Annotated in this window: 18 protein-coding genes; 5 read left to right on the top strand and 13 right to left on the bottom strand. The window is 66.6% G+C overall.

Annotation, left to right across the window (positions count from 1 at the left end; genetic code table 11):
- Positions 1-10: 10 nt before the first annotated feature.
- The 12 genes from ACYZGB_RS11100 to ACYZGB_RS11045 form a co-directional block, all read right to left on the bottom strand.
- The gene (locus ACYZGB_RS11100) at positions 11-1345 is read right to left on the bottom strand and encodes an NnrS family protein (RefSeq protein ID WP_462388273.1); all 1335 of its coding nucleotides are present in this window, start codon (positions 1343-1345) and stop codon (positions 11-13) included.
- Entirely contained in the window at positions 1342-4941 is a 3600-nt protein-coding gene (locus ACYZGB_RS11095; RefSeq protein ID WP_462388272.1) for an LAGLIDADG family homing endonuclease, read from the bottom strand. The genes ACYZGB_RS11100 and ACYZGB_RS11095 overlap by 4 nt, the downstream gene beginning before the upstream one ends.
- A 262-nt stretch (positions 4942-5203) precedes the next feature.
- On the bottom strand, positions 5204-5881 hold the full coding sequence (locus ACYZGB_RS11090) for a carbonic anhydrase (protein WP_462388271.1): 678 nt from the start codon (positions 5879-5881) through the stop codon (positions 5204-5206).
- A gap of 29 nt (positions 5882-5910) precedes the next feature.
- Positions 5911-6744, bottom strand: coding sequence for a peptidylprolyl isomerase (locus ACYZGB_RS11085; protein ID WP_462388392.1), 834 nt, complete (start codon positions 6742-6744; stop codon positions 5911-5913).
- A gap of 145 nt (positions 6745-6889) precedes the next feature.
- Positions 6890-7621, bottom strand: a complete 732-nt coding sequence (narI, locus tag ACYZGB_RS11080; protein WP_462388270.1) for a respiratory nitrate reductase subunit gamma — start codon at positions 7619-7621, stop codon at positions 6890-6892.
- Positions 7618-8319 carry a nitrate reductase molybdenum cofactor assembly chaperone gene (gene narJ, locus ACYZGB_RS11075; RefSeq protein WP_462388269.1) on the bottom strand — a complete coding sequence of 234 codons (702 nt, stop codon included), beginning with the start codon at positions 8317-8319 and terminating at the stop codon, positions 7618-7620. Before narJ ends, narI begins: the two co-directional genes overlap by 4 nt.
- Positions 8320-8341: 22 nt before the next feature.
- Positions 8342-9865 carry a nitrate reductase subunit beta gene (narH, locus tag ACYZGB_RS11070; RefSeq protein ID WP_462388268.1) on the bottom strand — a complete coding sequence of 508 codons (1524 nt, stop codon included), beginning with the start codon at positions 9863-9865 and terminating at the stop codon, positions 8342-8344.
- Between the two features lie 17 nt (positions 9866-9882).
- Positions 9883-13686, bottom strand: a complete 3804-nt coding sequence (locus ACYZGB_RS11065) for a nitrate reductase subunit alpha (RefSeq protein ID WP_462388267.1) — start codon at positions 13684-13686, stop codon at positions 9883-9885.
- Between the two features lie 46 nt (positions 13687-13732).
- Positions 13733-15142 (bottom strand): NarK family nitrate/nitrite MFS transporter, encoded by a 1410-nt coding sequence (locus tag ACYZGB_RS11060; protein WP_462388266.1) that lies wholly within the window; start codon positions 15140-15142, stop codon positions 13733-13735.
- Between the two features lie 21 nt (positions 15143-15163).
- A complete protein-coding gene (locus ACYZGB_RS11055; protein WP_462388265.1) occupies positions 15164-16456 on the bottom strand; it encodes an MFS transporter in 1293 nt (430 codons plus the stop codon).
- Positions 16457-16789: 333 nt separating this feature from the next.
- Positions 16790-17536 carry a response regulator gene (locus tag ACYZGB_RS11050; protein ID WP_462388264.1) on the bottom strand — a complete coding sequence of 249 codons (747 nt, stop codon included), beginning with the start codon at positions 17534-17536 and terminating at the stop codon, positions 16790-16792.
- Between the two features lie 22 nt (positions 17537-17558).
- Entirely contained in the window at positions 17559-19535 is a 1977-nt protein-coding gene (locus tag ACYZGB_RS11045) for a type IV pili methyl-accepting chemotaxis transducer N-terminal domain-containing protein (RefSeq protein ID WP_462388263.1), read from the bottom strand.
- A 72-nt stretch (positions 19536-19607) separates the two neighbouring features.
- Here ACYZGB_RS11045 and ACYZGB_RS11040 point away from each other — a divergent pair, with 72 nt between their 5' ends.
- Positions 19608-20528 (top strand): ChaN family lipoprotein, encoded by a 921-nt coding sequence (locus tag ACYZGB_RS11040; protein WP_462388262.1) that lies wholly within the window; start codon positions 19608-19610, stop codon positions 20526-20528.
- A 15-nt stretch (positions 20529-20543) separates the two neighbouring features.
- Here ACYZGB_RS11040 and ACYZGB_RS11035 read toward each other — a convergent pair whose 3' ends face one another.
- Entirely contained in the window at positions 20544-22844 is a 2301-nt protein-coding gene (locus ACYZGB_RS11035) for a putative bifunctional diguanylate cyclase/phosphodiesterase (RefSeq protein WP_462388261.1), read from the bottom strand.
- A 112-nt stretch (positions 22845-22956) separates the two neighbouring features.
- On the opposite strand from ACYZGB_RS11035, the gene purU reads away from it, so the two are divergent.
- The 4 genes from purU to ACYZGB_RS11015 form a co-directional block, all read left to right on the top strand.
- Positions 22957-23808 (top strand): formyltetrahydrofolate deformylase, encoded by an 852-nt coding sequence (gene purU / locus ACYZGB_RS11030; protein WP_462388260.1) that lies wholly within the window; start codon positions 22957-22959, stop codon positions 23806-23808.
- Positions 23809-23828: 20 nt separating this feature from the next.
- On the top strand, positions 23829-24734 hold the full coding sequence (locus ACYZGB_RS11025; RefSeq protein WP_462388259.1) for a LysR substrate-binding domain-containing protein: 906 nt from the start codon (positions 23829-23831) through the stop codon (positions 24732-24734).
- Positions 24735-24889: 155 nt separating this feature from the next.
- On the top strand, positions 24890-26395 hold the full coding sequence (locus ACYZGB_RS11020) for an FAD-linked oxidase C-terminal domain-containing protein (protein WP_462388258.1): 1506 nt from the start codon (positions 24890-24892) through the stop codon (positions 26393-26395).
- A 214-nt stretch (positions 26396-26609) separates the two neighbouring features.
- Positions 26610-26990: winged helix-turn-helix transcriptional regulator (locus ACYZGB_RS11015; RefSeq protein ID WP_462388257.1), on the top strand; the 381-nt coding region annotated here is incomplete at its 3' end.

The following is a 26990-nucleotide window of genomic DNA, read 5'->3' as shown; positions in this document are numbered from 1 at the left end:
ACCTTTTTGCTCAGCCCGGGCGGCCATCGGCCCGCAGGCAGCCATACCAAAGGCCCAGGCGCACGCCCCATGCCCCCATGGTGCTAGCCCACAGGCCTCCAGCCAACAGCAGCAGCCAAGGCAGCGCAACCCCCGGTACACCCGGCACTGCAGCCGCGATGCGCAGCAGCGTGGCCGCCTGCAGCAGCCAGAACAGCGTCCAGGCAATGCGGTCGGCCACCAGCGCGCGGCCACTGTGGCCACAGGACACGCGTGTGACCATGGCCAACATCAGCGAGGCCAGGCAGCCCATGGTGAGCGCATGCAGCGCCCCCAGCCCCAGTGCCCCCATGCCCAGCCCCCAGGCCAGCCATTGCGACACCCCTCCGATCAGGAAGGCCAGGCCCAGCCACAGAAAGCCGATGTGCAGCATCGCGAGCAAGCGGTTCTTGAGGCTTTGCACCAGCCCCCACACCCATGCCAGCCAGACCAGCACCCCACCCACCACCAGCTGCAGCGTGCCCCACACCAGGCCCCAGGCAGGGCCGGCAGCGCTGGCGGCCACACCGGCCCAGTCCAGCCATACCGCCAACACCTGCAACAACGCAGCGCCCAGCATGAGCCACAGCACCCAGAACGGTCGCCAGGCCTGCACCATGGGCAGGGCACTGGAGGTGAAAAACGGAATCATGCGGTGTGCCACCGTCACGTAGACCACGACCACAAAGCCCCACAGGCCGGAGAACACCCAGGCCCGCGCCACGGCCGGTGCACCCAGCACCAGGCTGAGCCAGGCCCCCGCCACGCAAATGCACCCGAACGCACAGGCCCCCGCAATCACCCGCGCATGGAGCTGGTCTTGTGCCTGGCTCAAGCGCACACGGCCCCAGAACTGCACCGTCATTGCCACCAGCCCGCCCCAGGCCAGTGCCAGCCCGGCCAGCGCGACCACAAAATCCAGATGCGCCCCGGCCAGCCACAGCAACCAACCCGCCGCCTGCGCCAGCAAGGGGTTGCGCAGCGCCTGCGGCGGCAGCGGTTCCACCCCCAGCCACTTGGGGCCCGCAGTGAACAGGAAACCCGAAAAAAACAGTGGAATAAAACCAAACACCATCACCGCCGCGTGCACCAGCGGGGGCGGCAGCGCCCATGGCAGACCTAGCCAACCGGTGGAGCGGTCCACCAGCACCAGCGCCCACCATGCCCCCGAAGCCACCAGCACCACCATGGCCAGCAAAAAACCCAGCCGGTGGGGCGCCAGCATCACATGGCGCCAGCGCCAGTGCTTGTCCAGCTGCGCCAGCGCCTCGGCCGAGGGCTTGCCAGAGACTACCCCCAAGGGAATGGTGGGGCGGGAGGGCGTCACCCGCAGCTCCCCAGGTGGCCGCACTGCGTGCAGTAGTCGCAGCCGTCCTTGCGGATCACCGCGTGGGCACCGCATTCGCTGCACTTCTTGCCGGCCATGGCCTGCGGCACGGCCACGGGCGGCGGCGCGGGCTCATCGAGTGGCAGCTGCTGCTGCACCGGATCGGCCACGCGGCGCGCCAGGATGTTCTGGATGGCATAGGCCATGGCCGCCACCTCGGAGTCGTGCCACATGGGCACCAGCGTGCCGTCGTCCTTGCGGTGCTGGCCCAGGCGCACCGGCCCCCGGTCCCAGGCCACCTTGCGCATGTCGCTGAGGGCCCGCTCCAGAAAGCCGCCGCGTGCGGCCAGCGAGAGCATGCGCATGCTGGAGGTGATCCACTGCTGCGACTCGCCGCTCTGCCCCACGGGCATGAAGAACTCGATGGCGCGGTCCACCGTGCCACCCTTGCCCGATGAGCCCACGCCCGTGGGCACGGGCAGGAAGGAGACGATGAGGTACAGCGTCTTGTGCCCCTCCTGCGTCCAGTATTCGAGCTTTTCGGCCACGGCCGAGAGGCCCCCTTGCGGGCGGCTTTCGATCACCGTGCGCATCGGGTCCACGGGTGGCGCGGCAGGCGCCGGTTTGGCGGCGGCAGCGGGCTCTGGCGCAGGCTCTGCATGGGTTTCGAGCACCGAGCCCAGGATGCTGTTGGGCCGGTAGGTGGCCAGGCCCTTGAGCCGCGCACGCCAGGCCTGCAGGTACAGGTCCTTGAAGCCCTCGTACGGGTAGTCCGCCGGGATGTTCACGGTCTTGGAGATGGCCGTGTCCACAAAGGGCTGCACGGCCTCCATCATCGCGATGTGGTCCTGCGCCGACATGGCCAGCGCCGAGACGAAGTAGTCGGGCAGCGCATTCACGTCGCCGCCCAGATCGCGGTACAGCCGCCAGGCGTGGTCTTCCACCGCGTACTCGGTGGTGCTGCCATCGGACTCGCGCTTTTTGCGCTTGTACATCCACGAGAACGGCGGCTCGATGCCGTTGGAGGCGTTGTCGGCAAAGGCCAGACTCACCGTGCCCGTGGGCGCGATGGACAGCAGGTGGCTGTTGCGGATGCCATGCTCACGGATCAAGGCCTTGAGCGACTCAGGCAAGCGGCTCGCAAAAGTGCCCTCTGCCAGGTAGCCCCGGGCATCGAATTTCGGGAACGCCCCTTTCTCGCGCGCCAGCGCCACCGACGCCGCATAGGCCGCATCGCGCATGCATTCGGCGATACGCGCCGCCATGGTGCGCCCTTCGGGCAGGTCATAGCGCAGGCACAGCATGGCCAGCGTGTTGCCCATGCCCGTAAAGCCAACACCGATGCGCCGCTTGGCCATGGCCTCGTCGCGTTGTTGCGGCAGCGGCCAGAAGGTCACATCCAGCACGTTGTCGAGCGCGCGCACCTGCAGCGCCACGGCCTGGGTGAAGGAGTCAAAGTCAAACGCTGCCACGCCGCCGAACCCGAAGGGGTGGCGCACGAAGCGGGTGAGGATGATGGGACCGAGGTCGCAGCAGCCATACGACGGAAGTGGCTGCTCGCCGCAGTTGTGGACCACGAGCCCGTTCGCGTCGAACGCATGGACGTCGGCCACGGTGACGTCATAAACATCTTCCACGCCCGCATCGACCAGCGACTGCACGCAGGCCGTGAAGCGCTCGCGGTTAAGGGCGCGGCGATAGTGCGCCAGGCCATCATCGAGTCGCGCGGCCTTGTCGGTGTCGCAAAAGCCCACGCGCTCGGCGAACAACGCGAGGTTGTCTCCACTGATGACCAACTCGTGCTGCGCCCGGGTGGCGTAGGGCTGCATGCCCCCTTTTCCGTCGGGCAACTCACGCGCTCCCGCAGGGCGGCGGTTACGGTACAGCGTAGACACAATCCCCATGCGCAACAGCATGCGCTGCACGGTCCGCAGCAAGGCCTCGTCGCTTTGCGACAAGCGCACACTCAGCCCCTTTTCCTGCGCACCTTGCACCGAGCCATCGGCATCAAACAACCCCGACAGCAGACCCTGCGCAAAGGCAGAGGATTGCCGCTCCATGGCAGACGTGATGGTCTTGTGGCCCGGCGCCATGCCCATGGCGTGTGCCAGCCTCCAGAGCGCCGCACTGGCCAGACGGGCCTCGCCGCGCCCCGCCACAGGCCGCTGAAAGCCTTGAAAATCTCTGCGGTGCGGCAACGTCGTCGCCGCTGCTGTGGCGGCCCGGATGATGCCGTCCGCACCGGTGGCCGCAAAGGCCACCGCGCCCTGGCCCACGGCCTTGAGTTCAGGAGCCCATACCGAAATCACGGCCTTGTCGGCTTTGAGGGTTCCATCACCAATCAACAGGCCCAGCAGATAGCCCTCTTCCTGCGTGCCCGCACCGCCCCAGCCCGCGAAAGCCCGGTGGTCGTGCAGCACCACCTCGTCACCAGGCAGCAACTGTGCTGCCTCGACCCATTCCACCTCCAGGCAGTAGCGGGTCTTGCGCGCCACGCGGCGCACCCGGTGGTCCGCCGTCAGGCGCAGGGCATGCCCCTCCCGGGTTTGCAGCTCCAGCACGGGCTTGGTGCCAGTCTTGAAGAAGCCCTGGCTTTCCACGCGGTAAGCGCACCCATCCACCACGGCGGCGAAAGACCTGCCCACCAGATCCCCCACCTGCTGCGGGCCGTCAGCGGTCATCACCCAGGTGTCGGCGGTCACGCAGGGGTTGGTCGCCGCGATGTTCTCGCAGTAATGCAGGTTGTTGTCTTCGTTGATGCGCCCCAGGAACAGGATGCCCGGCTCCGCGAAGTCGTAGGCAGACTTCATGATCGTGTCCCACAGCTCGCGCGCCTGCACAGTGGCATAGACCCACTGGCCGTCGGCGCGCTGGTGGGCACCCTGTGCCAGCAGCGCCGCACCGGGCGCCGCCTTGTGCACCAGCTCCCAGGGGGCGTTGTTCTGCACGGCCTCGATGAAGGCGTCCGACACGCCCACGGACACGTTGAAGTTGTTCCAGCGGCCCGGTGTGCGCTTGGCGGTGATGAATTCCTGCACATCGGGGTGGTCGATGCGCAGCACGCCCATCTGCGCGCCCCGGCGTGCGCCCGCGCTCTCCACCGTGGAGCAGGACTGGTCGAACACGTTCATGTAGCTGCAGGGCCCCGAGGCCATGGAGGCCGTGCCCTTGACATGCGCGCCCTTGGGGCGGATGCGCGAGAAGTCGTAGCCCACGCCGCCACCGCGCCGCATGGTTTCGGCGGCTTCGCGCAGCGCTTCGTAGATGCCCGGAAAGCCTTCGTCGTCCACGCCCTGGATGCAGTCGCCCACGGGCTGCACGAAGCAATTGATCAGCGTGGCCTGGATGTCGGTTCCTGCCGCGCTCATGATGCGGCCCGCGCCGATGGCGCCGGCCTTGAGGTTGGCCAGGAACAGGGCTTCGTACTTTTCGCGCAGCTCCGGCTTTTCGACAGATGCCAGGGCCCGCGCCACGCGCTGGTACAGCTCGTCGGCCGTGGTCTCGCCCGGCTTGAGGTATTTCTCGCGCAGCACATCCAGACTGATGGGCTGCAGGGCGGATGGGGTGCTGAGGGGGGGCTGAGGTTCGCGTTTCATGGGGGCCGATGATTTGGGTTTCACACTGAAACGGTGTTGCGTTCCGTCAAGGAGCGCTCATTCCACTCCGAATGCCGCCCTGTGGCAAGTCGGTGGCCGGTCAGAGGCTGAGGGTTTTTTGGCCGAGCCCGAAAGGCGCGCGAAAACGCTTCGGTTCTAGGCGCAAAGCACAGCCATAGCTCGGGCTATGGCGAGCATTTGCAACGACGTACCGGAGTGTTTTGGCGTGCATAGCGGGTTGGGACAAAGGATTCTCAGCCTCTTAGTCATCCACCAACACCTGGCCGTCGTGTTCCACGTAGGGCTGGTAGGGGCCCGTGCCGCTGTTGTCCGCGCGCGATGCGGGCACAAAACCTCCGGTGCTGACATCGAACACATGGACCTCGCCCTCCTCGATCACGTAATGCCAGCCATGCAGGCTGATCTGGCCTGACTGCACGCGGCTGCGCACCATGGGGTATTCCATGAGCCGCTCCAGTTGCAGCACCACGGCGCGCTGCTCGGTGCGGCGCAGCACCTCGGGGCCCGGCGACATGGGCAGCAGGGCCTCACGCCCCAGGTCCAGCCAGCGGTTCAGGTTGGGGGCTTCGGGCGAGACCTCACCATACATCGCCTTGATAGCCCCACAGTGGCTGTGGCCGCACACCACGATGCGGCGCACCTGGAGGTTAAGCACAGCAAACTCGATGGCCGCCGTGGTGCCATGGTGGCCATGCGATCCGTCATAGGGCGGGATGAACGCCCCCACATTGCGCACCAGGAACAGCTCGCCCGGCCCCGCCCCGGTCAGCAGGTAGGGCACCAGGCGCGAGTCGGAGCAGCCGATGAACAAGGTCGTGGGGTGCTGCCCCTCGTCCACCAGCGTCTGGAACTGCTCGCGGTACTGGGGGAAGGCGTCGTCGTGAAAACGGCGCAGTCGGTCCAGCAGTTCGTCAGGCATGGTTGTGCAGCCGAAAACAGCGCATGCAGCTACTGCACCAGCGGCGATTCGGCCGCGTCGAGCGCCACCCCTTCAACCTGGGCGGCGCCTGCCAACAGTTGCAGGTACTGGCGCAGCGCGTTCACCCAGGCCTGTTGGCGCAGGGTGAGCGCAATGGCCTGGCGCACTTCCTCGAACGCGGGTTGCCGCCCCGGGTCGCGGGCCACCACCTCCACCACATGCAGACCAAAGCGGCTGTGCACCAGGCGTGCCAGCACACCGATCTCTGCACCGCCAAACACCTCGCGGGCGAACTCGGGGGCGCAGTCGGCGCGGGTCAGCCAGCCCAGGTCGCCACCCTGCTGGCCACTGGGGCAGTTGGACCACTGGGCGGCGGCCTTGGCGAACTGCGCACCGCCATCGTCGGCGCAGCGCAGTTCAATCAGCAAGGCCTCGGCCCGCAGACGCAGCTGATTCACATCCACGCCCGGCGTCACCGCAAACAGCACATGGCGCAGTTGCGCACGCTCCCCCTGGGCATGGGCCGCAGGGTGGGCGTCGTGGTAGCGGCGGCAGGCTTCTTCCGAAGGATCGGGGAGGTCCAACTCGCGCTCCAGCAACTGCTCAATGGCATCGGAGGCCTGGACGCTGATGGCGCCCAGGGCGCCCGGCACATCGCTCGCGGGCAGCAGACCCGCCTGTTGCGCCGCCTGGCGCAGCAGCTCGGTACACGCACGCTGGCGCAGGGCCTCTTCGTCCAGCAACTCGTGCGGGGCGTTGAGGGCCACGCCATTGATGCGTGCCACCTCGGCCACCACCGAGCCCATGCCCCCCATGGCGCCAGCTTGTGGTGCCAGGGTGGCTTGCAAGGGCACATCGTCCATCGTTGCCACCAGGGCCTCGTAGGCCGCAGCCTGCGTCGGGGTCAGCGTGCTGGCAGGTGCTGCCGCCACGCCGCTGTCAGTGGAGCCACATCCGCAGCTCCCGGTTCCACATCCGCTCATGGTGTGTTCCTTGGGTCAGTGGGTTTCAGGCGCGGCGGTCTTGCGACTGCATGTGGCCGGGCGGCAGGTTCAGACGGCGCGCACGCACCACCTGGTAGGGGCGCAGCACATAGGCCAGCGTGCCAAAGCCGCTCCATACATGCACCAGGCGGGTAAACGGAAAGACCAGGAAGATGCTCATGCCCAGGAACATATGGGCCTTGAAGATCCAGCCGGCTTCGGCGAGCAGCTCCACGCCGCCACTGCGGAAGGTGACGATGCGCTGGCCCCATTCGGCCAGCTTCATCATCATGGAGCCGTCCAGGTGTTGCGCCGACAGCGGAATGGTCGCCAAGCCCAGCGCCAGTTGCAGCCACAGCAGCACCAGGATCAGGATATCGCTGGTCTTGGAGGTGGCGCGGATGCGAGGATCCGACAGGCGGCGGTGCAGCAGGATCGACAGGCCGATGAAGGCGAGCACACCCGCGATACCGCCCGTCACCATGGCCATGATCTGCTTGGCGCCTGCAGTGATGAAGGCCTCGTACAGGAAGTGCGGCGTGAGCATGCCCACGGTGTGGCCGAAGAACAGGAACAGCACTCCGATGTGGAACAGGTTGCTGCCCCAGCGCAGGCTTCCAGTGCGCAGCAGCTGCGACGAGTCACTCTTCCAGGTGTACTGGTCACGGTCAAACCGCGCCCAACTGCCGATGAAGAACACGGCCAGGCAAATGTAGGGATAGATGCCAAACAGCAGGGTGTCAAGCCAGATGGTCATGCTGAGACTCCTTCGGGTGCCCGCTCGGCGCGGGGGGTACGAACAAAATGCAGGGGCTGCGGCTGGTCGGGCTTGGACTGGCCCTGGGTGCTGCAACCGCCAAACGCTTCGGGCTCGGCCCAGACCTCGTCCATGGGCGGCTCGGGCGTGAGCGCCACCGACTGCACACGCTGGCCCGAGACTTCGAGCACGGCGGCAATCACACTGGCGTAGGGGCTGTTGCGCGCCACGAGGGCGCTGAACAGCGCATTGAGGATGTGGGCCATTTCGCCCAGAAACTCCCTGGCCACTTCGGGCGGCTGGGTAGAGGCGAACTCCAGCACCACCGGCAGGTGGTCGGGCAGCTCCTCAGCCTGGAACTGCAAGCCAGCCTTCTCGTAGGTCTGCAACAGGTCGATGAGCGCCGGGCCCCGGTCACGCGAGTCGCCGTGCACATGCTCGAACAGGTGCAGCGAGGTCTGGCGGCCCCGGTCGAAGTTGTCCACGTAGCGGGCTTCGGCTTCCAGCGGGTCGAGCGCAGCCAGGTGCTCGCACACCGCCTTCAGTTCATTCATGCGATCGGCCGGAAGGGCCTGCTCCGCCTGCAGGGCGTCGATCAGCGGCGGCATCACGCTGCGCAACTGCGCATCGGGGTAGCTCAGCAGGTAGCCCAGGGCGCGCAGGGTCAGGCGCACAGAGGTCGGGTTCTTCTTGAACATGGTGATTCCTTCCTGTGTGCAATCAGACCGTGGCCTTGATCGGGATCGTGCGGGGCCTCTTGCCACCGAACATGCTGGTCTCGGTGGCGCCATCCGAGCACCCGTTGCCAAACGAGAAGCCGCAGCCGCCCCGGATGTCGAACGCGTTTTCGGCGTATTCGCGGTGGGCCGATGGGATGACGAAGCGGTCCTCGTAATTGGCAATCGCCATCACGTGGTACATCTCCTCGACCTCGGCCATCGACAGGCCGGCCTGCTTGAGCACGGCCAAGTTCTGGCGCTGCTCCACATGCTTGTCGCGCTGGTAGGTGCGCATGGCCAGCATGCGCTCCAGCGCCCGCACTACAGGGCCGGTATCACCGGCGGTGAGCAGGTTGGCCAGGTACTGCACGGGGATGCGCAGCTGCGATACATCGGGGATGTCGCCATTCACGCCCACATGGCCCGCGTTGGCGGCGGCCGTGATGGGCGAGAGCGGTGGCACATACCAGACCATGGGCAGCGTGCGGTATTCGGGGTGCAGCGGCAGGGCCACCTTCCATTGCACGGCCATCTTGTAGACCGGGCTGTTGCGGGCGGCGTCCATCCAGCTATCAGGGATGCCGTCGATGCGGGCCTGCTTGATCACGTCCGGGTCGTTCGGGTCCAGGAAGATGTCGAGCTGCGCCTGGTACAGGTCGCGGTCGCGCTCCACGCTGGCGGCTTCCTGGATGCGGTCTGCGTCATACAGCAGCACGCCCAGGTAACGGATACGGCCCACGCAGGTCTCGGAGCACACGGTGGGCTGGCCCGCTTCGATGCGGGGGTAGCAGAAGATGCACTTCTCGGCCTTGCCCGACTGCCAGTTGTAGTAAATCTTCTTGTAAGGGCAACCGCTGACGCACATGCGCCAGCCACGGCACTTGTCCTGGTCGATCAGCACGATGCCGTCTTCCTCGCGCTTGTAGATCGAGCCGCTGGGGCACGATGCCACACACGCCGGGTTCAGGCAGTGCTCGCACAGGCGCGGCAGGTACATCATGAAGGTGTTTTCGAACTGGCCGTAGATGTCCTTTTGCACATCGTCGAAGTTCTTGTCCTTGCTGCGCTTGCTGAACTCGCCGCCCAGGATTTCTTCCCAGTTCGGGCCCCACTCGATCTTCTCCATGCGCTTGCCGGTGATCAGGCTGCGCGGGCGGGCCGTGGGTGCGGCCTTGCTTTCAGGTGCCGACTGCAGGTGGTCGTAGTCGAACGTGAAGGGCTCGTAGTAGTCGTCGATCTGCGGCAGGTTGGGGTTGGCAAAGATGCGCATGAGCAGCTTCCACTTGCCGCCCTGGCGGGGCGCGATGGAGCCGTCGGGGCTGCGCACCCAGCCGCCATTCCACTTATCCTGGTTTTCCCATTCCTTGGGGTAGCCGATGCCGGGCTTGGTCTCGACGTTGTTGAACCAGGCGTATTCCACCCCGGGGCGGCTGGTCCAGACGTTCTTGCAGGTGACGGAACAGGTGTGGCAACCAATGCACTTGTCCAGGTTCAGCACCATGCCGATTTGTGCGCGAATTTTCATCGTGTTTCTCCTTGGCTTCAGGCGTGGGCTGCGGTACCGGACACAGGCTCATCGTCGAGCCAGTCCACGCGGTCCATCTTGCGCACCAGCACGAACTCGTCGCGGTTGGTGCCGATGGTTCCGTAGTAGTTGAAGCCGTAGCTGTACTGTGCGTAGCCGCCAATCATGTGGGTGGGCTTGAGCACGATGCGCGTGACCGAGTTGTGGATACCGCCACGGGTGCCGGTGATCTCGGAGCCGGGCGTGTTGATGATCTTCTCTTGCGAGTGGTACATCATCACCATGCCGGGGTTCACGCGCTGGCTCACCACCGCGCGGGCCGCAATGGCGCCGTTGGCGTTGAAGAGCTCGACCCAGTCGTTGTCCACGATGCCAGCGACCTTGGCGTCGTCTTCGCTCAGCCACACCACCGAGCCACCCCGGTTCAGCGTGAGCATCATCAGGTTGTCGCTGTACGTGCTGTGGATGCCCCACTTCTGGTGCGGCGTGATGAAGTTCAGCTGGATCTCTTTGTTGCCGTTGGGCTTCTTGCCTTCGACTTCGTGCAGCGTCTTCAGGTGCACCGGTGGGCGGTAGCTCACAAAGCCTTCGCCGAAGTCACGCATCCAGGGGTGGTCCTGGTAGAACTGCTGGCGGCCCGTGAGGGTGCGCCATGGGATGTACTCGTGCACATTGGTGTAGCCCGCATTGTAGCTGACCTTCTCGCTTTCCAGGCCCGACCAGGTGGGCGAGCTGATGATCTTGCGCGGTTGCGCCTGGATGTCGCGGAAGCGGATCTTCTCGTCCTCGCGGTGCAGTGCCAGGTGCACGTGGTCGCGCCCGGTCTGCTTGCCCAGGGCTTCCCAGGCCTTGCAGGCCACGTGGCCGTTGGTCTCAGGCGCCAGCATCATCACCACTTCGGTGGCGTCGATGTCGGTCACGATGCGGGGCATGCCCTGCGTCACGCCCTCTTCCTTCACGCGGCCGTTCAGGTCACCGAGCTGGCCCACTTCGGTCTGCGTGTTCCAGCCAATGCCCTTGCCGCCGTTGCCCGCCTTGTCCATCAAGGGGCCCAGGGCGGTGAAGCGCTTGTACAGGTTGGGGTAGTCGCGCTCAACCACGGTGACCTGGGGTGCGGTCTTGCCGGGGATGAGTTCGCACTCGCCCTTCTTCCAGTCGCGCACGCCATAAGGCTGAGCCATTTCACCGGGGGTGTCGTGCATGATGGGCGTGAGCACCACGTCCTTCTCGACGCCCAGATGGCCCACGCTGACCTCGCTCACGGCCTTGGCGAAACCCTTGTAGATCTCCCAGTCGCTCTTGGCCTGCCATGCAGGGTCCACTGCCGTGGACAGCGGGTGGATGAAGGGGTGCATGTCGCTGGTATTGAGGTCGTTCTTCTCATACCAGGTGGCCGTGGGCAGCACGATGTCGGAGTACAGGCAGGTGGTGCTCATGCGGAAGTCGAGCGTGACCAGCAGGTCCAGCTTGCCTTCGGGCGCGTTGGCGTGCCACTGCACTTCCTCGGGCTTGGCTTCGTCCTTGCCCAGGTCCTTGCCCTGCACGCCGTGGGTGGTGCCCAGCAGGTGCTTGAGGAAGTATTCATGCCCCTTGCCCGACGAGCCCAGGATGTTGGAGCGCCACACGAACATGTTGCGCGGCCAGTTGTCGGGATGGTCCGGGTCCTCGCAGCTCATCGTGAGGCTGCCGTTCTTGAGCGACTGCACCACGTAGTCCTTGGCGTCCATGCCCTTGGCGGCGGCATCCTTGGCCACCTGCATCGGGTTGGTCTTGAGCTGGGGCGCCGAAGGCAGCCAGCCCATGCGCTCGGCGCGCACGTTGTAGTCGATCTGGGCGCCGTGGTAGGCGCTGGCATCGGCCAGGGGCGAGAGGATTTCCTCCATGCCCAGCTTCTCGTAGCGCCACTGGTCGGTGTGGGCGTAGAAAAAGCTCGTGCTGTTCATCTGGCGGGGGGGACGGATCCAGTCCAGCGCGAAGGCCAGCGCGGTCCAGCCGGTCTGGGGCCGCAGCTTTTCCTGGCCCACATAGTGGGCCCAGCCGCCACCGCTCTGGCCAATACAGCCACACAGCATCAGCATGTTGATGATGCCCCGGTAATTCATGTCGCAGTGGTACCAGTGGTTCATGGCCGCGCCGATGATCACCATGGACTTGCCGTGCGTCTTGTCCGCGTTGTCGGCGAACTGGCGCGCCACGGTGATGATCTGCTCGCGCGGCACGCCGGTGATGGCCTCCTGCCAGGCGGGGGTGTAGGGGCGGTCGGCGTCGTAGCTGCCGCCGGGCTCTTCACCGGGTAGACCCCGGTCGATGCCGTAATTGGCGGCCAGCAGGTCGAACACCGTCGCGACCATCACCTTGCCCTGGGCCTCATGGCCGGACAACTCCAGGTGCGTCACGGGCACGGGGCGCACCATCACGTCGCTGCCTTGTTCGTTGGCCGTGAAGTTGGGCGACTGCACGCCGCCGAAGTACGGGAAGGCCACGGTGGCCACGTCGTGGGCCTGTGCGCCGTCTTCGATCACCGACAGCTTGAGCTTGACGGCGTTGCCCGTGCGGGCTTCCTTGTTCTCCAGGTTCCACAGGCCCTGGTCGGCGCGGCCATCGGCACCCCAGCGGAAACCAATGGAGCCGTTGGGCAGCGTGACCTGGCCCAGTTCGTCGTAGCCCACGGTCTTCCAGTCGGGGTTGTTCGACTGGTCAAGCTGGCCCGGGAAATCGCTGGCGCGCACATAGCGGTCGGGCACCATCACGGTGCGGCCATCGGGCAGCGTCTTTTCCTTCAGCACCACCAAGAGAGGCAGGTCGGTGTAGCGGCGGGCATAGTCGTCAAAGTACGCGCTGCGGCCCTTGCCACCGTCCTTGAAGTAAAACTCCTTGAGGATCACGTGCCCCATGGCCATGGCCACGGCGGCGTCTGTACCCTGCTTGGGGTGCATCCACAAATCGCCCAGCTTGGCGACTTCGGAATAGTCGGGCGTGATGGAAACGACCTTGGTGCCCTTGTAGCGCACCTCGGTCAAAAAGTGCGCATCTGGCGTGCGCGTCTGGGGCACGTTGGAGCCCCAGGCAATGATGTACGAGCTGTTGTACCAGTCGGCCGACTCGGGCACGTCGGTCTGCTCGCCCCAGGTCTGCGGGCTGCTGGGGGGCAGGTCGCAGTACCAGTCGTAGAAGCTCATGCACACGCCGCCGATGAGGCTGAGGTAGCGCGAACCCGCTGCATACGAAATCATCGACATCGCCGGGATGGGCGAGAAGCCGATGATGCGGTCAGGGCCGTGCTTCTTAATCGTGTAGACGTTGGCCGCAGCGATCATCTGGTTGACTTCGTCCCAGGTGCTGCGCACGAAGCCGCCCAAGCCGCGCTGCTTTTGCCATTCGCGCTTGGAGGCATCGTTTTCGACGATGCTGGCCCAGGCGTCCACCGGGCTCTTGGCGAGGGCAATGGCGGCGCGCCAGTGCTTGAGCAGACGGCCACGCACCATGGGGTACTTCACGCGGTTGGCGCTGTACAGGTACCAGCTGTAGCTGGCGCCACGCGCGCAGCCACGGGGCTCGTGGTTGGGCAGGTCGGGACGGGTGCGGGGGTAGTCGGTCTGCTGGGTTTCCCAGGTGACGATGCCGCCCTTGACGTAGATCTTCCAGCTGCAGCTGCCAGTGCAGTTCACACCGTGCGTGCTGCGCACGATCTTGTCGTGCGCCCAGCGGTCGCGGTAGGCGTCTTCCCAGGTGCGGTCTTCACCGTTGGTTTCGCCATGGCCTTGGGCAAAGGTCTCGCGGGGCTGCGAGAAGTAGGTGAGGCGATCGAGGAAATGGCTCATCGGGGACTCCTTTTCTTGTCTTTTCTGTGCGGTTCTGTGGGGCAGCTCAGCAAGGCATCTCGGCGTTCTTGCGGCCGTAGTACCACCAGGTGATCACAATGCAGACGAGGTAGAACGAGAAGAACGTCCACAGCGCGGCGTGGGGGCTGCCGGTGAGGGCGATAGAGCTGCCATAGCTCTTGGGGATGAAGAAGCCGCCGTAGGCCGCCATGGCGGCCGTGAAGCCCAGCGTGGCAGCGCCCAGGGTGTTGCCTTCCTTGTTGGCGTTGGCCACGGCGGCGGCGTCGTTCTTGTCCACACCGCGCATGGCTTCGGTGAGGAAGATCACGGGAATCATGCGGAAGGTCGAACCATTGCCAATGCCGGTGGTGAGGAACAGCACCAGGAAGCACACGAAGAAGCCCGCAAACTGGCCCTCGTTGCCTGCCGAGGGCAGGAACACCGTGACGCCCATCACGGCAATGGCCATGACGATGAAGTTCCACAGCGTGACGCGCGCGCCGCCGAGCTTGTCGGACAGCCAGCCGCCAAACGGCCGGATCACTGCGCCCACCAGCGGGCCCAGCCAGGCATAGGCCAGCGGGTTCACGCCGGGGAACTGGCTCTTGATGAGCAGCGGGAAACCTGCGGCGTAGCCGATGAACGAGCCGAAGGTGCCCAGGTACAGCACACACATCAGCCAGTTGTGCTTGCGGCGGAAGATGGCGGCCTGTGCGGCGAACGAGGCGCGTGCGTCGGCGATGTCGTTCATGCCGAACCAAGCGACCAGCGCGGTGATCGCGATCCAGGGCACCCAGATGAAGGCAGCGTTTTGCGTCCACACCTGCATCGTCTGGCCGTTCTTGACGATGGTCTGCGCCTCGCCGCCAAAGATGCCAAAGATGCCGGCCGTGACGACCAGCGGGCTCAAGAACTGCACGACCGACACACCCAGGTTGCCCAGGCCCGCGTTCACGCCCAGCGCCGATCCCTTGCGCTCCTTCGGGAAGAAAAAGCTGATATTGGCCATGCTGGAGCTGAAGTTGCCGCCGCCCAGGCCACACAGCAGCGCCAGGATGAGCATGGTGGGGTAGGCCGTGGTGTTGTCCTGCACCGCAAAGCCGATGCCGATGGCCGGGATCAGCAATGAGGCGGTGGAGATCGCCGTCCAGCGGCGGCCACCGACCAGCGGCACCATGAACGAGTAGAAGATGCGCAGCGTGGCGCCCGAGAGCGCGGGCGCTGCGGCCAGCCAGAACAGCTGATTGGTCGAGTACTTGAAGCCCAGGCCCGGCAGGCTCACGGCGACCACGCTCCAGACCTGCCAGATGGCAAAGGCCAGGAACAGCGCAGGCACCGAGATCCACAGGTTGAGCTTGGCGACGGCTTCGCCTTCGCGCTCCCAGAAATTCTTGTCCTCTGGCGTCCAGAGGGTGAGCAGGCGCCCCTGGCGCCCGCTGGTGGTGGTGGCAGACATGGTGAGGTCCTTGGAGAAAAATCAGCGGGCGCCCGCTTGTGCGGCGGCGTCCTGCGGGCCCATGACGGGCGTGCGGCGCACTTCGGTGAAGTACATCCAGATGAGCGAGACCCAGACCACGCCATACATCAGCATGAAGGCGCTGGAACGGATGCCCGTGAGGTCCATCAGCGCGCCGAACAGGATGGGCAGGATGAAGCCGCCCATGCCACCGGCCAGGCCCACGATGCCGCTGATGGCGCCGATGTTCTTGGGGTAGTCGTCACTGATGTACTTGAAGACGCTGGCCTTGCCGAAAGCCCAGGCGATGCCCAGCAGGAACATGAGGCCGGTGAACACATACACGTTCAGGCCGATGTGGAAGGTCTGCGGGCCGTTGACGGTGAGGATGGTGAAGTCGGTCTGTGGATAGCTCAGCAGGAACAGGCAGATCCAGCTCACCCACATCACCCACCAGGTCACGCTGTGGGCGCCGTACTTGTCACTCAGCATGCCCCCGATGGCGCGCAGCACGCCGCCGGGCAGCGAGAAGCAGGCCGCCAGCAGCGCGGCCACGCGGATGTCCAGCCCGTACTCGCCCACGTAGTACTGCACCATCCACAGCGACAGCGCCACGTAGCCTCCGAACACGATGCTGTAGTACTGGCAGTACTTGAGCACCTTGGGGTCCTTCAGCGCCTTGAGCTGGTCGGTGAACTTGACATTGCTGGCCACCAGGTGGGCCGGGTCGCTGTAGCTGAACAGCCAGAACAGCACCAGCGTGCCGAGCATGATGGCGGCGTACACCTGCGGCACCATGGTCCAGCCAAAGGCCACCAGCAGCACCGGGGCCACAAACTTGTTCACGGCAGCGCCGGAATTGCCCGCGCCATACACGCCCATGGCCGTGCCCTGGCGGTGCTTGGGGAACCAGCGCGCCACGTAGGGCGTGCCCACCGAGAACGAACCGCCCGCCAGTCCCACGAACAGGCCGATGGTGAGGAAGTGCCAGTATTCGGTGGCGTAGCCCATCATCCAGATGGCAGGCACGGTGGTGGCCATCACGGCGGCCATCACGATGCGGCCGCCGAACTTGTCGGTCCAGATGCCCAGGGGCACCCGCACCAGCGAACCCGTGAGCACGGGCATGGACATGAGCAGCCCGAACTGCGTGGAGTTCAGGTTGAGCATCTTCTTGATGGGGATGCCGATGACGCCGAACATCATCCAGACCATGAAGCAGACGGTGAAGGCAAAGGTGCTGACGATGAGCACCGACCAGGCCTGGCGGGTGCGCTGTGGGCTTTCGCCCGGGGGCAATGTGGTGTGTGCCATTGCGCGGTTCCTCTTCTTCTCTTGGGGTATGGCGCTATGGTCGGTTTTCAGCCCCGCGCTGAACATCCTTCACAAGCACAGCCCGGCCACGGCAAAAGGAGTAGTCCCCCGGCCCGGCATATACGGGGGCATCGTTCGAAAGGAGTAGGTGGGGAAACCGCAGCGGGCCCGCCCCGGGACGCAAACGCGGACCCACACACCGGCGGGCGGTGTGAAATACAAGCAAAAACAGGCCTTACCGCGCTATGGGAAAACCTTAATAGCTACATATTTAATAGCAGAAAGACAAGACAGCACGCATGCTGGCTTGTTGTGCAGCGCAGCGCGGGCGCCCTACTCCGCGCGCTGGCGGTCGGAGGCATAGACCGCCGCCTGCACGCGCGAGCTGAGGCCCAGTTTGCGCAGAATGTGCTGCACGTGGATCTTCACCGTGGTCTCGGCAATGTCGAGCGTGCGGGCGATTTCCTTGTTGCTGGCGCCGCGTGCAATCTCGCGCAGCACGTCTTCCTCGCGCGGGGACAGCTGCACCACGGCGGCCGAGGCATCGGGCGGGGGTGGCGTCTGCGCCACGGTGGCCAGCACGGGCTCCGGAGCCCCCTGCGACTGGAACGCAGCCACCAGCTTGCCCATGAGTTCGGGGCTGACCACGGGCTCGCCCCGGGCGGCGCGGCGGATGGCCTCGGCCAGCAGGTCGCCTTCGATGGTCTTGAGCAGATAGCCCTGCGCGCCGTTGCGCAACGCGGCGGCCAGGTCCTGCCCGTCCTCGCTCACGGTGAGCATCAGCACACGCGATGCGGGCGCCACTTCGCGCAGGCCCCGGATGGCGTCCACCCCCATCACGCCGGGCAGGTGGTTGTCGAGCAGGATCACCTGGGGCAACAGCTGCGGCGCCAGGCGCAGGGCCTCGGCCGCATCACCGGCCTCGCCCACCACCAGCAGGCCCGGGTCCTGCCCCAGCAGGGCGATCAGACCCCGGCGGAACAGGGTGTGGTCGTCCACCACCAGCAGCGTCACCGGGGGCTGCGGCGCCAGGGCCTGCGGGGGCGTTGCCAGGGGCGCGGGGGCGGTAGAAAAGGACATGGGCGGCGGGTACGGAAAGAAATTAGAGCGCGGGCGCAGCCACGGGGGCGGCGCCGGGCATGGTGGGTGAAGGCAGGTTGCCCGTGGGCGCGGGCATCCAGGCGGCGGGCGATGCTGCTGGCAGGTCGGCCACCGTGGCCGCCCCGGTGGGCAGCTCGATGCACACGCGTGTGCCCTGGCCCGGGGTGGACTCGACCTGCAGCACGGCCCCCACGCGGTGGGCGCGCTCGCGCATGATGCCCAGGCCCACGTGCAGCGAATCGGGCGGCACATCGGCGATGTCAAAGCCCTTGCCGTTGTCCTGCACCTCAAAGCGCCAGCGGGGGTGGCGGTGCACGAGCAGGTCCACCCGCGTGGCGCCTGCATGTTTGCGCACGTTCGACAGCGCCTCCTGCACCATGTGCAGTACCTGGATCTGCACGTCCTGCGCCAGTGGCAGGCCGTGGCCCACCATGCCCAGCGTGGTGAGGGTACCGGTCTGGTGCTCGAACTTGGACAGCGTGGCGCGCAGGGCGGATTCGATGTCTTCCTCACTGGTCCGGGTGCGGAAATGCACCAGCAGCTCGCGCACATCGGCATAACACTCGCGCACGCCCACATCCAGCTCGCTGATGCTGCGGTCGCGCTTGGCCTCGTCGCCGCGCGCCACGGCATCGCGCAGCAGCTGGGTCTGGATCTTGAGGAAGGCCAGCGACTGGGCGATGGAGTCGTGCAGCTCACGCGCCAGCAGGCTGCGCTCTTCGGCCACGGCGGCTTCGCGCTCCAGCGCCGTGGCGCGCAGGCCTTCCATGGCGCTGGCCAGGTGGCGCGTCAGGGCTTCAAGCAGCTCGCGCACCTCGTCCGTCATCTCGATCGGGGCGCGGAAGAACAGGTTCACCTCGCCCAGCAGGCGCTGCTGCATCTGCACGGGGATGGTGACCATGGTTTCAAAGCCCGCTTCGCGGCAGTGTGGCAAGGCGACTTGGGTGGACGGCGTGATGGGGATGACGCGCGTGCGCGCCTGCGCCTGCGGCTGGCCACACAGGCAGCTGCCGGTGTGCAGGCAATGTTCGCCCTCGGCCATGGCTTCGGGCAGGCCATCCCCCGCCAGCAGCACATAGCGCTCATTGGCCTCGTTGGACCAGCGCACGGCGGCGGCGTCGGCCCCTGCCACGCGGCGGATCTGCTGCACAAAGCCTTGCGCCAGCAGCTCCAGGCTGCCCGCCGTGCTGGCCAGCGCGCTCACCTCATACAGCGCAGCCAGGCGCTGGTTCTGCACGGCAATGCTGGCGGTTTTCTCCACCACCTTGTGCTCCAGCTCGTCGTGCGAGGCCTGCAGCGCATGCGCCATGAGGTTGAAGCCGGCCGAGAGCTGGCCGAATTCGTCGTCCGTATCCACCGGCAGGCGCGTGCCCAGCTCGCCCTGGCGCAGGCGGGCCTGGGCCTGCTGCAGGCGTGCCACGGGGTTGATGACCAGCAGGTAGCTCACGGCCATGAAGGTCACGGCCGCCACAATGGCCAGCGCCATCATGAACAGCTGGAACAGGTGCAGTGCGGCCGTCCAGCCCGCGATCTGCACCTCGATGGCGTCCACAAAACCATCCACCTGCTGCACAAAGGCGTCGGCCTGGGCCAGCGTCAGCGCACGGTCTGGCGGCAGCGGGGCCACCCAGCCGCTGCGGGCCTGGGCCCATTGGCTGCGGATGGACTCAAAGCGGGTGCGGGTCTCTTCGCTCCAGGGCACAAACAGCGGGCGCGAGGGGTCGCCCGTGCGCAGCAGCTCCAGGCTGGCGTCGAACAGGCGGGCGCGCTCTTGCACGGCCTCGGCGGGTTCGGTCTGCAGCACCAGCACCATGCGCAGCATGTTCATGCGCAGGCGGCCCGCTTCGTTCACGGCGGCAGCGCCGCCTTCAAGTTTCCAGGTCACCCACAGCGTGAGGCTGATGGACGCCAGCGCCACCATCAGAAAACCCGCGCCCAGGGCCAGGAGCTTGGTGGTGAGCGTGGGCTTGGACCGCATGGGCGCAGTGTAGGCAGGGGGTGCTCGGTGTTTCTTGACCTACGTCAAGCGCGGCCCGCGTAGCATCGCCGCATGCAAAGACCCCTCCCTTCTTTCTTGCGCACCCGGCTGACCCGAGGTGCACGCGCCGCCGCCCTGGGCTGCGCCCTGCTGGTGCTGGCGGGTTGCGGGGGCACCCTGCCGCTCGCCGCCCCCCAGGCCGCGCCCTGGCCCGAACGCCTGCACAGCCTGCTGCCCGCCGATGTGCTGCTACTGGGCGAGCAGCACGACGCGCCCGACCACCAGCGCCTGCAGCGCGAGGCCGTGTTGTGGCTGGCGGCGCGCGGCCAGCTGGCGGCCCTGGTGATGGAGATGGCCGAGAGCGGGCACAGCACCCACGCGCTGCCGCCGGGCGCCACCGAGGCCCAGGTGCAGGCCGCCCTGCAGTGGAACGACACCGCCTGGCCCTGGAAGGCCTATGGCCCGGTGGTGATGGCCGCCGTGGCGGCGGGGGTGCCCGTGCTGGGTGGCAACCTGCCCCGCGCCCAGATGCGCGCCGCCATGCAGGAGCCCGCCTGGGACCGGCATCTGCCCCCCGCCGCGCTGGCGCGCCAGATCACCGCCCTGCGCGACGGCCACTGCGGCCTGCTGCCCGAATCACAGCTCGCGCCCATGGCGCGCATCCAGATCGCCCGCGACGCGAGCATGGCCCGCACCGCGCAGCAGGCGCTGCGCCCCGGCCAGACCGTGCTGCTGGTGGCAGGGGGCGGCCATGTGCTGCGCAGCCTGGGCGTGCCCACACACTGGCCTGAAAATTTGAGGTCAAAAGTGGCCCTTGCGCGCGTCCAGCAAGCCCCATCAACTATCAAAACAGAAGCATCACAAGCTGCAGGCACGGGCGCCCATGCCCCGGCCGACGCTGACGCGGTGATCGACACCCCGGCCCTGCCGCCCCGCGATGCCTGCGCCGAGCTGCGCGAGCAGTGGCGCGCGGCGCCACGCGGCCAGCGCTGAGCGTCGGCTCAAGGCCTACGGCACTGCGGGCGCAGGTGTTGGCAGCGCAGGCTGCGATGGCTGAGGCGGCTGCGCCCGCAGCAGCGCGGCAAAACCTTCCGCGGGCAGCGGGCGGCTGCACAGGTAACCCTGGTAGGTGTCACAGCCCCGCTCGCGCAAGAAGGCCAGCTGGCCCTCGGTCTCCACCCCTTCGGCCAGCACCGACAGGCCCATGCTGTGCCCCATGGCGATGATGGCGGCGCTGATGGCCATGTCGTCCTCGCTCTGCGGGATGTCGCGGATGAAGCCCTGGTCGATCTTGAGCACGTCGATGGGGAAGCGCTTGAGCTGCGCCAGCGACGAATAACCCGTGCCGAAGTCGTCCACCGCGATGCGCAGCCCCAGCTCGCGCAGGCGCACCAGCACCAGGCGGGCCTCTTCGGTGCGTTCGGCCAGCGCGGTTTCGGTGATCTCCAGCTCCAGCAGCCGGGCCGGGAAGCCCGAGTCGGCCAGCGCCGCTGACGCACATCCCGCCAGATCGGTGAGGTGGAACTGGCGCGGCGACACGTTCACCGCCAGCATCAGCTCGGGCAGGCCCGCATCGCGCCACTCCTGGCCCTGGCGGCAGACCTCGCGCAGCACCCATTCGCCCAGCGGGCCGATCACACCCGAGGTCTCGGCCACGGGGATGAAACGCGCGGGCGAGATCAGCCCTTCCTGCGGGTCGTTCCAGCGCACCAGCGCCTCGGCGCCCAGGATGCGGCCGGTGGCAATGTCCACCTGCGGCTGGTAATACATCTGCAAATGGCCCTGCATCAGCGCCAGACGCAGGCGCGACTCCAGCTCCAGCCGCTCGCGCGCAGCCTGGGTCATGGCCTCGTGGAAGAAGCACCAGGCACCCCGCCCCCGCGCCTTGGCGCCATACACGGCCGCGTGGGCGCCCTGCAGCAGCAGCTCGGTGGTGTGGGCATGGTCGGGGAACATGCAGATGCCCACACTCACCCCGGCCACCACCTCCAGCCCGTCGGGCGAGCGCCAGGGCTCGGCCACGGCCTGGATCAGGTGGCGCGCCATGACGGCCGCGCCGTCAGCATGGCGCAGGTGGCGCGCCACCACGGCCAGCTCGTCGCCCGCCATGCGGCCCAGCACATCGCCCGGGCGCAGGGCCGACTGAACCTGCCGCGCGATGTGCTTGAGCACTTCGTCGCCAATGGTGTGGCCGTAGCTGTCGTTCACGTCCTTGAAGCGGTCCAGGTTGAGCAGCAGCACGGCGATGAATTCGCCACTGGCGCGCGCCTCCTGCACGGCCTGCTCTAGCTGGTGCCCGAACCAGGTGCGGTTGGACAAGCCAGTGAGCGCGTCGTTGTGGGCCAGAAACTCCAGGCGCCGCTGCTGGGCCTTTTCTTCGGAGATGTCGGTGAACATGCACACGTAGTGCGTGATCTCGCCCGCCGGGTCGCGCACGGCCGACAGGGACATGTGCTCGGGGAAGATCTCGCCATTTTTGCGGCGGTTCCAGATCTCGCCCTGCCAGTGGCCGGTGTCGAGCAGCGCTGCCCACATGGCCTCATAAAACGCCTGGTCGTGGCGGCCCGACTTGAAGACACGCGGGGTCTTGCCCAGCAACTCGTCCTCGGTGTAACCGAGCAGCCGCGTGAAGGCGGCGTTCACGGACAGGATGCGGCTGTGGGCATCGGTCACCACCACGCCCTCCATGGTGTTGTCCACCACGGTGGCCGCCAGCCGCTGGCGGGCCTCGCTGCGCTGCAACGCGGCGCGGGCCGCCTTGATCTCGTCCAGGTCCTGCACCACACACACCAGGTGCGCGGGCTCGTCGCTGTCCACCGGCACCAGGGTCACGGTGCACAACACAGGCACCATGCGGCCATCATCCAGGCGCTGGCACTGGCGTTCGCCAACGTAGTGGTCGATCTCGCCCGCCATCAGGCGCTCCAGCTGGCGAATGGCCCAGTCACGGTCCTGGGCCACCATCACGTCGCGGAAATTGAGGCTGAGCACCTGCGCCAGCGTGCCCCCCAGCATCTCGACCAGGCGGTGGTTGGCCCACAGAAACTGCCCGTCCGGCGCCACGCGCGCGATGCCTGCGGGGGCGTGGCGCACGATCTGCGTCAGCTCGCGCGCCATGGCCATGCGCACCTTCTCGGCGCGGCGTATGCGCCGCAGCAGCCACCAGGCCAGGCCGCTGGTCAGCGCCACATAGCCCCAGCCCTTCCAGGTCTGGAAACGGGTCAGCAGGTCCGGGTCGGTGACCCAGTGGGCCAGCAGGGCGTCGCCCACGAACACCCAGGCCACACCCAGCACCAGGTACAGCAGCATGCCCCGCCAGGGGACCAGTGGTGGGGCTTGCCCATCTTCGCCCATCGAACTCCTTGGCTTGTGTCTACACGGTTCCACGGCGCCGGGCCCTTGCTGCGACAATTGCACAGCTATGACGACCAACGCCTACATCCTTACCCTGTCCTGCCCCGACCGCCTGGGGCTGGTGCACGCTGTCTCCGGCTTCCTGCTGGAGCACGGCGGCAACATCGAAGAAGCCGCGCAGTACAACGACCACGCCACCGGCCTGTTCTTCATGCGGGTGCAGTTTGCCTGCGACCAGCACGACCACGCCACCCTCAAGTCGCGCCTGACGGCCTTTGCCGAGCCCCACCAGATGCGCTGGACGCTGCACGCCACGGCCGCGCCCATGAAAACCGTGCTCATGGTCAGCAAGGAAGGCCATTGCCTCAACGACCTGCTGTTCCGCTGGAAATCTGGCCTGCTGCCCATCGACATCCGCGCCATCATCAGCAACCACCGCGACTTTTACCAGCTCGCGGCCAGCTACAACGTGCCGTTCCACCACATCCCGCTCACCGGCACCACCAAGGCCCAGGCCGAGGCAAAACAGTTCGAGATTATCGAGGCCGAAGGGGCCGAACTGGTGGTGTTGGCGCGTTACATGCAGATACTTTCTCTTGACCTATGTCAAAAGTTGGCCGGTCGGGCGATCAACATCCACCACAGCTTCCTGCCCAGCTTCAAGGGCGCCAAGCCTTATTACCAGGCGCATGACCGGGGCGTGAAGCTGATCGGCGCCACCGCCCACTACGTCACAGCCGACCTGGACGAAGGCCCCATCATCGAACAGGACGTGGCGCGCGCCGACCACACCGACGCGGTGGAAGACCTCACCGCCCGGGGCCGCGACACCGAAAGCCAGGTGCTGGCCCGCGCCGTGAAGTGGCACAGCGAGCACCGCGTGATCCTGAACGGCCACAAGACCGTCATCTTTCGTTAGCACTCACTCTGCGCAGCCCCATGGCCACGGCACTCCCGTCGTCCTTCCTCAGCAGCGCGGCGCGGCGCATCCCGCCCATCCAGTGCCTGCTGACGTTTGAGGCGCTGGCCCGCCTGCGCAGCGTGACGCAAACAGCCGACGAGCTGTGCGTCACGCCCAGCGCCGTGAGCCACCGCGTCAAGCAGCTCGAACAGATCCTGGGCGTGCAGCTGTTTGGCCGGGCGGATTTTTCGCTCACCACCGAAGGCAGCGCCTACCTCGCCCATGTGCGCGAGGGGCTCACCGCGCTGCAGCGCTTTCCGGGCCAGGCGGCCGCGCCCGGGCGGCGGCGGCTCAAGCTGGCCGTGACGCCCACGTTTGCGCGCACCATCCTCATCCCGCGCCTGCGCCAGTTCACCGAGGCCTACCCCGAGATCGACCTCGCGCTGCAGGTCTCCATCCCGCTCTTGGACGTGGTGGCCGAAGACGCCGACCTGATGGTGCGCTTTGGCCCCGGCCACTATGCCGATGTGGAACATGTGGAGCTGGCCCGAGACGTGGTCACGCCCCTGGCCTCGCCCGCGTTCGTGCGCGAGCACGGCCCGTTTGACCGCCCCGAGGACCTGGAGGGCGTGCAGCTGCTGCGCAGCCCCCTGGAGCCCTGGCGCACCTGGTTCGCCGCCACCGGCCTGGACTGGGCCGAGCCCAGCGAGGGCTCGCAGTTCAATGACATCGGCCTGATGTGCGACGCCGCCGCCGCCGGCATGGGCGTGGCGCTGGTGCGCCTGAAGCTGGGCGCGCCCTGGCTGGAAAACGGCACCCTGGTGCGCCTGTTTGCCACCGACACCGCCAGCCCCCACGCGCACTACCTGTGCTGGCGCACGGGCACGATGGACCGGTGGGAATGCGCGGCGTTTGCCGAGTGGCTGCGCAAAACCATGGCATAAGCCAAAACCACAAGCAAAAATCGGCCCTTGCGCGCTATGGATAAGCCTTTAAAGCTATACTATTGATAGCAATCATCGGCAACTGCAGTGTTTTTCACGGCGGTGCGGAAAAAAGCTCAAGCCCGGGCGCCCGGCCATCCCCTACAGTGGCGGCCATGAACACCGCCTCTTCCGCCCCTGCGGGCCCCACCCCGGCCGAGCGCGCCGCGCGCCAGGCCGAAGTTGTCCAGGCCCTGGGCCAGGCCGTGCCCGCACATGCCCTGCTCTGGCACAGCGAAGACACCACGCCCTACGAATGCGACGGCCTCACCGCCTACCGCCAGCGCCCGCTGGTGGTGTGTCTGCCCGAGACCTATGAAGAAGTGCAGGCCGTGCTGCGCGCCTGCCACCGGCTGCAGGTGCCCGTGGTGGCACGGGGCGCGGGCACAGGCCTGTCGGGCGGCGCCATGCCGCACGCGATGGGCGTCACGCTGTCGCTGGCCAAGTTCAACCGCATCCTGCGCCTGAGCCCCGAAAGCCGCACGGCCGTGGTGCAGTGTGGCGTGCGCAACCTGGCCATCAGCGAGGCGGCAGCGCCCTGCAACCTGTACTACGCCCCCGACCCCAGCAGCCAGATCGCCTGCACCATCGGCGGCAACGTGGCCGAGAACTCGGGCGGTGTGCACTGCCTGAAGTACGGTCTCACCGTGCACAACGTGCTCAAGGTCAAAGGCTTCACGGTGGAAGGCGAGCCCGTGGAGTTTGGCAGCGAGGCGCTGGACAGCCCCGGCTACGACCTGCTGGCCGCCGTGATCGGCAGCGAGGGCATGCTGGCCGTGATCACCGAAGTAACGGTGCGCCTGATCCCCAAGCCCCAGCTGGCGCGCTGCATCATGGCCAGCTTTGACGACGTGCGCAAAGCGGGCGACGCCGTGGCCGCCGTGATCGCGGCGGGCATCATCCCCGCCGGGCTGGAGATGATGGACAAGCCCATGACCGCCGCCGTGGAAGACTTTGTGCACGCGGGCTACGACCTCACGGCAGAGGCGATCCTGCTGTGCGAAAGCGACGGCACGCCCGAAGAGGTGGAAGAAGAAATCGGCCGCATGAGCGAGGTGCTGCGCGCGGCCGGCGCCACCGCCATCAGCGTGAGCCGCGACGAGGCCGAACGCCTGCGCTTCTGGAGCGGCCGCAAAAACGCCTTCCCCGCCAGCGGCCGCATCAGTCCCGACTACATGTGCATGGACTCCACCATCCCGCGCAAGCGCCTGGCCGACATCCTGCTGGCCATCCAGGAGATGGAAAAGAAGTACCAGCTACGCTGCGCCAACGTGTTCCATGCGGGCGACGGCAACCTGCATCCGCTGATCCTGTTCGACGCGAACGACGCCGACCAGCTGCACCGCTGCGAGCTGTTTGGCGCGGACATCCTGGAAACCAGCGTGGCCATGGGCGGCACGGTGACGGGCGAGCATGGCGTGGGCGTGGAGAAGCTCAACAGCATGTGTGTGCAGTTCACGGCCGAGGAAAACGCGCAGATGTTTGGGCTCAAGCACGCGTTCGACCCGGCGGGGTTGTTGAACCCGGGGAAGGTGATTCCAACGCTGAATCGGTGTGCGGAGTACGGGAAGATGTTGGTGCGAGGGGGGCAGATCAAGCATCCGGATTTGCCGAGGTTTTGAGTAATGCAGCGCTCGGCAAATTCAGAAGAGGTCAGTGGCCAAAATATCTAAGGAAAATCAGCGTGAAGAAAGGGCCTGTCCGAATTTCCGTGTGTGAGGCTAATTGTGTTGATTTCCACGCAGAAGTGACCCACTAACCCCCAGGATTTCCATCCAAACCTGACCCACGTACTAACCCTAACCTGCTGCTTTGTTGAGCAGCAGGAGACCAGGAGTGATAGACGTGGCAACACTGAGTGTCATCAGGCGCTGGGCCCTGCGAGAGCAGCTGTCCATCAGGGAGATCGCCCGCCGCACGGGCCTCTCGCGCAACACCATCCGCAAGTACCTGCGCGCAGGCGAGGTCGAGCCCCACTACGCCAAGCGGGTCAGCCCTTCCAAGCTCGACCCCTTCGCATCGAAGCTCTCGGGCTGGCTCAAGACGGAAGCTGGCCGATCCCGCAAGCAGCGGCGCACCGTCAAGCAGATGTACGTGGATCTGCAGGCGCTCGGTTACGGCGGCTCCTACAACCGGGTAGCGGCCTTTGCCCGGATCTGGCACGAGCAGCGCCTGGTGGCCCTGCAGACCACCGGCCGCGGCACCTTCGTTCCGCTG

Source organism: Acidovorax sp. Q11 (assembly GCF_054950075.1).
This window is presented reverse-complemented; position numbering and strand designations above follow the sequence as displayed.

What these genes read in the sequence shown, in the direction of transcription:
- ACYZGB_RS11095 (WP_462388272.1), bottom strand. Translation starts at nt 4,941, where the DNA reads ATGAAACGCGAACCTCAGCCCCCCCTCAGCACCCCATCCGCCCTGCAG.
- ACYZGB_RS11090 (WP_462388271.1), bottom strand. Translation starts at nt 5,881, where the DNA reads ATGCCTGACGAACTGCTGGACCGACTGCGCCGTTTTCACGACGACGCC.
- ACYZGB_RS11085 (WP_462388392.1), bottom strand. Translation starts at nt 6,744, where the DNA reads ATGGACGATGTGCCCTTGCAAGCCACCCTGGCACCACAAGCTGGCGCC.
- narI (WP_462388270.1), bottom strand. Translation starts at nt 7,621, where the DNA reads ATGACCATCTGGCTTGACACCCTGCTGTTTGGCATCTATCCCTACATT.
- narJ (WP_462388269.1), bottom strand. Translation starts at nt 8,319, where the DNA reads ATGTTCAAGAAGAACCCGACCTCTGTGCGCCTGACCCTGCGCGCCCTG.
- narH (WP_462388268.1), bottom strand. Translation starts at nt 9,865, where the DNA reads ATGAAAATTCGCGCACAAATCGGCATGGTGCTGAACCTGGACAAGTGC.
- ACYZGB_RS11065 (WP_462388267.1), bottom strand. Translation starts at nt 13,686, where the DNA reads ATGAGCCATTTCCTCGATCGCCTCACCTACTTCTCGCAGCCCCGCGAG.
- ACYZGB_RS11060 (WP_462388266.1), bottom strand. Translation starts at nt 15,142, where the DNA reads ATGTCTGCCACCACCACCAGCGGGCGCCAGGGGCGCCTGCTCACCCTC.
- ACYZGB_RS11055 (WP_462388265.1), bottom strand. Translation starts at nt 16,456, where the DNA reads ATGGCACACACCACATTGCCCCCGGGCGAAAGCCCACAGCGCACCCGC.
- ACYZGB_RS11050 (WP_462388264.1), bottom strand. Translation starts at nt 17,536, where the DNA reads ATGTCCTTTTCTACCGCCCCCGCGCCCCTGGCAACGCCCCCGCAGGCC.
- ACYZGB_RS11045 (WP_462388263.1), bottom strand. Translation starts at nt 19,535, where the DNA reads ATGCGGTCCAAGCCCACGCTCACCACCAAGCTCCTGGCCCTGGGCGCG.
- ACYZGB_RS11040 (WP_462388262.1), top strand. Translation starts at nt 19,608, where the DNA reads ATGCAAAGACCCCTCCCTTCTTTCTTGCGCACCCGGCTGACCCGAGGT.
- ACYZGB_RS11035 (WP_462388261.1), bottom strand. Translation starts at nt 22,844, where the DNA reads ATGCTGCTGTACCTGGTGCTGGGTGTGGCCTGGGTGTTCGTGGGCGAC.
- purU (WP_462388260.1), top strand. Translation starts at nt 22,957, where the DNA reads ATGACGACCAACGCCTACATCCTTACCCTGTCCTGCCCCGACCGCCTG.
- ACYZGB_RS11025 (WP_462388259.1), top strand. Translation starts at nt 23,829, where the DNA reads ATGGCCACGGCACTCCCGTCGTCCTTCCTCAGCAGCGCGGCGCGGCGC.
- ACYZGB_RS11020 (WP_462388258.1), top strand. Translation starts at nt 24,890, where the DNA reads ATGAACACCGCCTCTTCCGCCCCTGCGGGCCCCACCCCGGCCGAGCGC.